Origin of the sequence: Longimicrobium sp. (assembly GCF_036554565.1) — a bacterium.
In the GTDB taxonomy this organism is placed as follows: Bacteria; Gemmatimonadota; Gemmatimonadetes; order Longimicrobiales; family Longimicrobiaceae; genus Longimicrobium.
Map to the genome: position 1 here is coordinate 1 of NZ_DATBNB010000384.1, position 5,872 is coordinate 5,872.

Annotated in this window: 8 protein-coding genes; all 8 read left to right on the top strand. The window is 69.8% G+C overall.

The window, feature by feature from the left end:
• Positions 1-409 (top strand): L-histidine N(alpha)-methyltransferase (locus VIB55_RS10615; protein ID WP_331876634.1); only part of this gene is annotated, 409 nt, incomplete at its 5' end.
• Positions 406-1,668 (top strand): glutamate-cysteine ligase family protein, encoded by a 1,263-nt coding sequence (locus tag VIB55_RS10620; RefSeq protein WP_331876635.1) that lies wholly within the window; start codon positions 406-408, stop codon positions 1,666-1,668. The genes VIB55_RS10615 and VIB55_RS10620, both read left to right, overlap by 4 nt.
• A 102-nt stretch (positions 1,669-1,770) precedes the next feature.
• Positions 1,771-3,072, top strand: a complete 1,302-nt coding sequence (locus VIB55_RS10625) for a hypothetical protein (protein ID WP_331876636.1) — start codon at positions 1,771-1,773, stop codon at positions 3,070-3,072.
• A 28-nt stretch (positions 3,073-3,100) separates the two neighbouring features.
• Positions 3,101-4,525: an amidohydrolase family protein gene (locus VIB55_RS10630; protein WP_331876637.1), complete on the top strand. Its 1,425-nt coding sequence runs from the start codon at positions 3,101-3,103 to the stop codon at positions 4,523-4,525.
• A gap of 39 nt (positions 4,526-4,564) precedes the next feature.
• Positions 4,565-4,855 carry a CBU_0592 family membrane protein gene (locus VIB55_RS10635; protein WP_331876638.1) on the top strand — a complete coding sequence of 97 codons (291 nt, stop codon included), beginning with the start codon at positions 4,565-4,567 and terminating at the stop codon, positions 4,853-4,855.
• A gap of 32 nt (positions 4,856-4,887) precedes the next feature.
• On the top strand, positions 4,888-5,121 hold the full coding sequence (locus tag VIB55_RS25655; protein WP_414681421.1) for a DUF4160 domain-containing protein: 234 nt from the start codon (positions 4,888-4,890) through the stop codon (positions 5,119-5,121).
• Positions 5,111-5,581: a DUF2442 domain-containing protein gene (locus tag VIB55_RS10640; RefSeq protein WP_331876639.1), complete on the top strand. Its 471-nt coding sequence runs from the start codon at positions 5,111-5,113 to the stop codon at positions 5,579-5,581. Before VIB55_RS25655 ends, VIB55_RS10640 begins: the two co-directional genes overlap by 11 nt.
• Positions 5,582-5,606: 25 nt before the next feature.
• On the top strand, positions 5,607-5,872 hold a 266-nt coding region (locus tag VIB55_RS10645; protein WP_331876641.1), incomplete at its 3' end, for a DUF2442 domain-containing protein.

Genomic DNA, 5,872 nt, shown 5'->3' on the forward strand with positions numbered 1-5,872 from the left:
CCGGTTCCTGATGGGCGTGGACCTGCGCAAGGACCCCGCGGTGATCGAGGCGGCCTACAACGACGCGGCGGGAGTGACGGCCGAGTTCAACCGCAACATGCTGCGCGTCGTCAACGCGCAGGCCGGGGCCAACTTCGACGTGGACGCCTGGGAGCACCGGGCGTCGTACAATGCGGCGGACCACTGGATCGAGATGCACCTGGTGGCGCTTCGCGACCAGGTGGTGAGCGTTCCCGGTGCCGGCACGTTCTCCTTCGCGGCGGGCGACACCATCCGCACCGAGATCTCCGCCAAGCACGACCGTGCCAGCGTGGACGCCCTGTTCGCCGCCTCGGGGCTGCGCGTGGACGAGTGGACGACGGACGACGACGCGCTCTACGCGCTGGTGCTGGCATCACCGGTGGCGTGAGCGGAGCGATGACGCTGGACCCGGCCGCCCTGCTCGCGGACCTGCGCGAAAACTCGTTCGCGCTGTCGCCCGTCCGCTCCATCCCGCGCCCGCGCATCGGCGCGGAGGTGGAGCTGATCCCGGTCTCCGCCGATAGCGGGGTGCAGGTGCCCATCCAGGCAGCGGACGGGCCCTCCACGCTGCCGCTGTTGCGCCGGTTCGCGGAGCGCCACTGCTGGCGCGAAGAGCCCAGCTCGTACGGCGTCCCCAGGTTCGTCCTCCCCGATGGTGGGATCATCACGTACGAGCCGGGCGGGCAGATCGAGCTGAGCGCCCCGGCATGTCCGTCCGCCACGGCCCTGGTCCAGAGCCTTCGCGCCACCGTCGTGCCGCTGATCCGGGAGATGCGGGAAGACGGCGTGGAACTGCTGTCCGTGGGCATCGAGCCGCGGAACGGGATCGAAACGGTGCCGCTGCAGCTACCCGGCGCGCGCTACGTGCGGATGACGGAGTTCATGCAGGCGCTCGGTACCGGCGGCGAGCGGATGATGCGGCAGACCGCCGCCATGCAGATCAGCCTGGACTTCGGGCCAGATCCGCTCGCGCGCTGGCGGGTGTGGAACGCCATGGCGCCGTACGTCACCGCCATCTTCGCCAGCTCACCCGTCTACCGCGGCGCGCCGACGGGGGACCGCAGCTTCCGCGCGCGGGTGTGGCGCGAGCTGGACGGCGGGCGAACGGGCTGCTTCACCTGCGCCGATTCCGTGGGCGAGTACCTGGACTTTGCCCTGCGGGCGCCGGTGGTGATGTCGCCGGGGCCGGGCTTCCTTCCCTTCGAGGAGTGGAACCGGCGCGGGTGCGTGGGGATGGACGACTGGCACCTGCACCTGACCACGCTCTTTCCCGAGGTGCGCCCCAAGGGCTTCGCCGAGGTGCGCTCCGCCGACGCCGTGGCGCCGGAGTGGTACGCGGCGCCCCTGGTTCTGCTGGCCGGCATCGCCTACCACGCCCCCAGCCTGCGTGCCGCCGCCGATCTCCTGGGCGACCCCGATCCCGCCCTGCTGATCGCCGCCGGGCGCGACGGGCTCTCCGACGGCCGCATCGCCGCGACCGCCGCGGAGCTGGCGGGCATCGCGCTTTCCGGCGCCGCCGCGATGCCCGCGTTCTTCGGCGGCGAGGACATCGACGAGGCAGCCGAGTTCTTCGCCCACTACACGCGCCAGGCGCGCTCCCCCGCGGACGACATCCTCGACGCCATCACCGGCTCCATTCCCGTCTGACGGCTGCCATCAAACGATCTGGCCGGAACCCGGTTCGTCCCTCCGGGTACGCCGCACTCCAGCGCAATCTCCCGCCTTTCCGGCCCCCCGAACACCACGGACATGAAGATCCTGCGGATCGCCGCGGCCGCGCTCGTTTGCGCAGCGACGGCAGCAACCCTGCCGCCCGCCGTCCACGCGCAGACCACGGGCGCCGCCCAGCCCCAGGGCACGGCCGTTCGCGTGTACCTGGACTGCAGCGGGTTCTACTGCGACCGCGACGTTTTTCAGACCGAGATCGCGTTCGTCACCCACGTCCGCGATCGCGGCGACGCCGAGGTGCACGTGCTGATCACCTCCCAGTCCACCGGGGCGGGCGGAACGGCGTACACGCTGGCGTTCCTGGGCCAGGGCCGGTTCGCGGGGGTGAACTCCACGCTGACCTACAACAGCGAGCCCAACATCTCCGAAGAGCGCCGCATGTCGGGGCTCGCCGGGGCCATCAAGCTGGGGCTGGTGCGCTACGCGGCCGAAACGCCGCAGGCGGCCAACCTGCGGGTGACGTACGATGCCCCGAAGACGGAAGCAGCCGCCACCCCGGCGCGCGACCCATGGAACCACTGGACCATGCGGCTGAGCGGGCGCGGCTTCTTCAACGGCGAGCAGACGTACAGCAACAAGAATTTCTTCGGCTCGGTGAGCGCGTCGCGCACCACGGAGCAGTGGAAGCTGCGGGTTTCCCTGAACGGCAGCGAGAGCGAAACCCGGTTCGAGATCGACTCGGCCACCGTGTTCACCAACAAGCAGACCGGCCGCTCGATCGACGTCCTGACCGTGCGCAGCCTGGGCCCGCACCTTTCCGCCGGGGTTACGGGCGCGGCGTCGCGGTCCACCTACCTGAACCAGGACATGGCGGTCCGCATCGCCCCCGCCGTGGAGTACAACTTCTTCCCCTACTCCGAATCCACCCGGCGCCAGCTCACCGCACGGTATTCGGTGGGCCCCGCATGGTACGACTACTCCGAGCCGACGGTGTTCGAGCGCACGGAAGAAGCGCGCGTGCAGCAGATGCTGCAGGTGGGCGTGGTGGCGCGCCAGCCCTGGGGCAGCATCGACGTGGGCGCGGCGGCCGGCAGCTTCCTGGACGATTTCGCACAGAACCGCCTTCAGATCGGCGGCGGGGTGGAGCTGAACCTGTTTCGCGGCTTTTCGCTGGACCTGAACGGCTCGTACGACCGTCTTCGCGACCAGATCTACCTGGCCGCGGGCGAGGCCACCGACGAAGAGGTGCTGCTTCGGCGGCGGCAGCTGGCGACCGGCTTCCAGTACTTCGCCTCCGTGGGGCTCTCGTACACGTTCGGCTCCAAGGTCAGCCCGGTCGTCAACCCGCGGTTCGGAGGCGGTGGATCGGGCTGGATCAACTGACGCCGTCCGTCACCGAGGACGTCGGCTGATGTCCCTCCTGCGATCTGCAGCCGCCCTCGTGATCGCGCTTTCGGCCAGCGGGTGCGCGGACGCGGTACCGGCCGATGCGTCGCTCGCAATCACGCACGTGGTGGTGATCGATGGCACCGGCGCGCCTGCGCGGGCGGACCAGACCGTCGTCGTGGTTGGCGGCCGCATCGCCCTCGTGGGGCCGAGCGCGTCCACGGCGGTGCCGCGCGGGGCCAGGCGCATCGACGGGGGCGGGCGGTGGCTGATCCCCGGGCTGTGGGACATGCACGTCCACGCCTTCGGCAACGAGTTTCCGGACTTCGCCGCGCCGCTCCTGCTGGCGCATGGGGTGACGGGCGCGCGCGACATGGGCTTCTACGTCGACAGCGCGCGGTTCTGGACGGGCGAGGTGCGCGCGGGTCGGCTGATGGGTCCCCGAATGGTGATCGGCGGGCGGCTGGACGGGCCCGCCAACCGGACCCCGTGGGTGGCGCGCGCCGCCACGGCGGACGAGGCGCGGCACGCGGTCGATTCGCTCGTGGCGGCCGGCGCGGACTTCATCAAGGTGTACTCCCGGCTGCCGCGCGATGCCTACTTCGCCGCGGCGGACCAGGCGCGGCGGCGCGCGGTGAAGATCGCCGGCCACGTCCCCCACGAGGTCAGCACTCGCGAAGCGGCCGGGCAGCAGGACGGTATGGAGCACGAGGACGACCTGATGCGCGCCTGCTCCAGCGAAGACACGGCGCTGCGGCGCGAGTTCGCCGAGGCGCCGCCCGACGCGCCCCCGGCGCTCCAGCTCGCGACCATCCGCGACCACGCGCGCCGCATGCGAGCCACGTACGATCCCGGGCGTTGTGCCGCCGTGATGCGCACGCTGGCGCGCACCGGCACCTCCCTGACGCCCACACTGGCGGTCTACCAGCCGTACATGGCCCGGGGCGACACCTCGGTGATGCACCCGTCGGCGCACCGCTACGTTCCTAGGCCGATGCTGGTCCAGTGGCGCGCCCGCCTTCAGCGCGCCGGGCCCGGCGACACGTCCACCGTCGCCGCGTTCTTCAGCCTGGAGCGCACGGGCGAGATGCATCGCGCGGGCGTGCGGCTGCTGGCCGGAACGGACGCGCCGCTCCCCTACCTCATCCCCGGCCTGTCGCTGCACGATGAGCTGGCGCTGCTCGTGCGCGCGGGGCTCACGCCGATGGAGGCGCTGCGGACGGCCACGTACAACCCGGCCGCCTACCTGGGCGCCCTCGACTCCCTCGGCACCATCCGTCCGGGAAGGCTCGCCGATCTCGTCCTGCTGGACGCGGATCCACTTTCCGACATCCGCAACACACGCCGCATCCACACGGTCATCGCGAACGGGCGGGTGGTCGACCGCCCCGCGCTCCTCCGCCGCGCCGAGGCGTACGCGCGCCGCTCCGGGCACGGGTCCCGCAGGTAATCCACCCTTCAGATCGCGATTCCCCATTCCCGGCGGCCCGTGTTCCTCCAGGTCATCTCCTTTGTCGGCGCGCTCTTGATCCTCGGCGCGTACTTCTCGTACCAGCGCGGCTGGATGGGACGGGAAAACCGGTGGTACTCGGCGATGAACCTGGTGGGAGGGGCGCTGCTGGCGTGGGTGGCCACCATCGACCAGCGATGGGGGTTCGTGCTGCTGGAGGGAACGTGGGCGCTGCTCTCCATCCCGCCGCTCATCAGGCCACCTAGGCCGCCACCGGCCGCACGCGCAAGTGCGGGTGGTGCAAGGAGTTACGGCAATGATAATCCTTGACAGGAGCCGCCGGGCCATATTCTGTATGGTGCATGGGCACCGTACATCGCGAATCCGGCTTCACGTTCCGCATCTGGTCTGAAGACCACGAACCTCCCCACGTCCACGTGTGGAAAGGGGGCCGGCAGATGCTGATCAACCTTTCACCGGTCGTAGTTCGGAACAGGCGAGGAATGAAGGACAACGATGCGATGCGTGCGCTTGCAATCGTCCAGAGGGAGCGCGATAAGATGCTACGCAACTGGAGGGAGATCCATGGCACGTGAGAGGCGGCTGACGAAGGCTGAGATCCTGGAGCAGCTTGCCGCTGCCGACGCGAGGACCGCTGAAGCCGACCGCACTGAGCCACGTGCGCGCGCAGCGACGTTCGATCCGGTAACCAGGCGCGTACGCATCGAATTGAAGAGCGGCTGTGCCTACGAGTTCCCCGCTGACCTGTGCCAGGGTCTGCGGGGCGTCTCCGCCGAAGTTCTGGCGCAGGTTGAGGTGTATCCCTACGGCATCGGCCTGCGATGGGATGCGTTGGACGTCGATTTCAGTCTGCCCGGGCTCATGGCTGGTCGATTCGGTAACAAGGCGTGGATGCGGCAGATCGAGAGCGAGATGGCCGGTGATGATCCAGCGGCTGGCGCCCTCCCCAAGGCAGAACCAGTGCAAAGCGGAAGGAAGCAGCCCCGTGCACCTCGTGCGCGGAAGGTTGAGTCCGACCCGGCCGCCGCCGCATGAATAGATCTCCGGCGGGAGGGCATCCATGGTAGCTAGAAAGCGGTTCACCGAGGCGGAGTTCCTGGCGCAGATTGCCGAGGCTGACGCGAGAGCAGCGGAAGAGGACCGGACAGAACCGCGCGCTCGCGCCGCGTCGTTCGATCCCGCAACAAGGCGCGTGCGCGTCGAACTCAAGAACGGCTGCGTGTTCGAGTTCCCGGCCGACCTGGGGCAGGGTTTGCGCGGCGCCTCTGCCGAAGACTTGGCGCAGATCAAGGTTTTCCCCGGCGGAATCGGTTTACGCTGGGATAC

Excerpts from the sequence above, each read along its gene's own strand:
- VIB55_RS10625 (WP_331876636.1), top strand. The coding sequence starts at position 1,771 with ATGAAGATCCTGCGGATCGCCGCGGCCGCGCTCGTTTGCGCAGCGACG.
- VIB55_RS10630 (WP_331876637.1), top strand. The coding sequence starts at position 3,101 with ATGTCCCTCCTGCGATCTGCAGCCGCCCTCGTGATCGCGCTTTCGGCC.
- VIB55_RS25655 (WP_414681421.1), top strand. The coding sequence starts at position 4,888 with ATGGGCACCGTACATCGCGAATCCGGCTTCACGTTCCGCATCTGGTCT.
- VIB55_RS10640 (WP_331876639.1), top strand. The coding sequence starts at position 5,111 with ATGGCACGTGAGAGGCGGCTGACGAAGGCTGAGATCCTGGAGCAGCTT.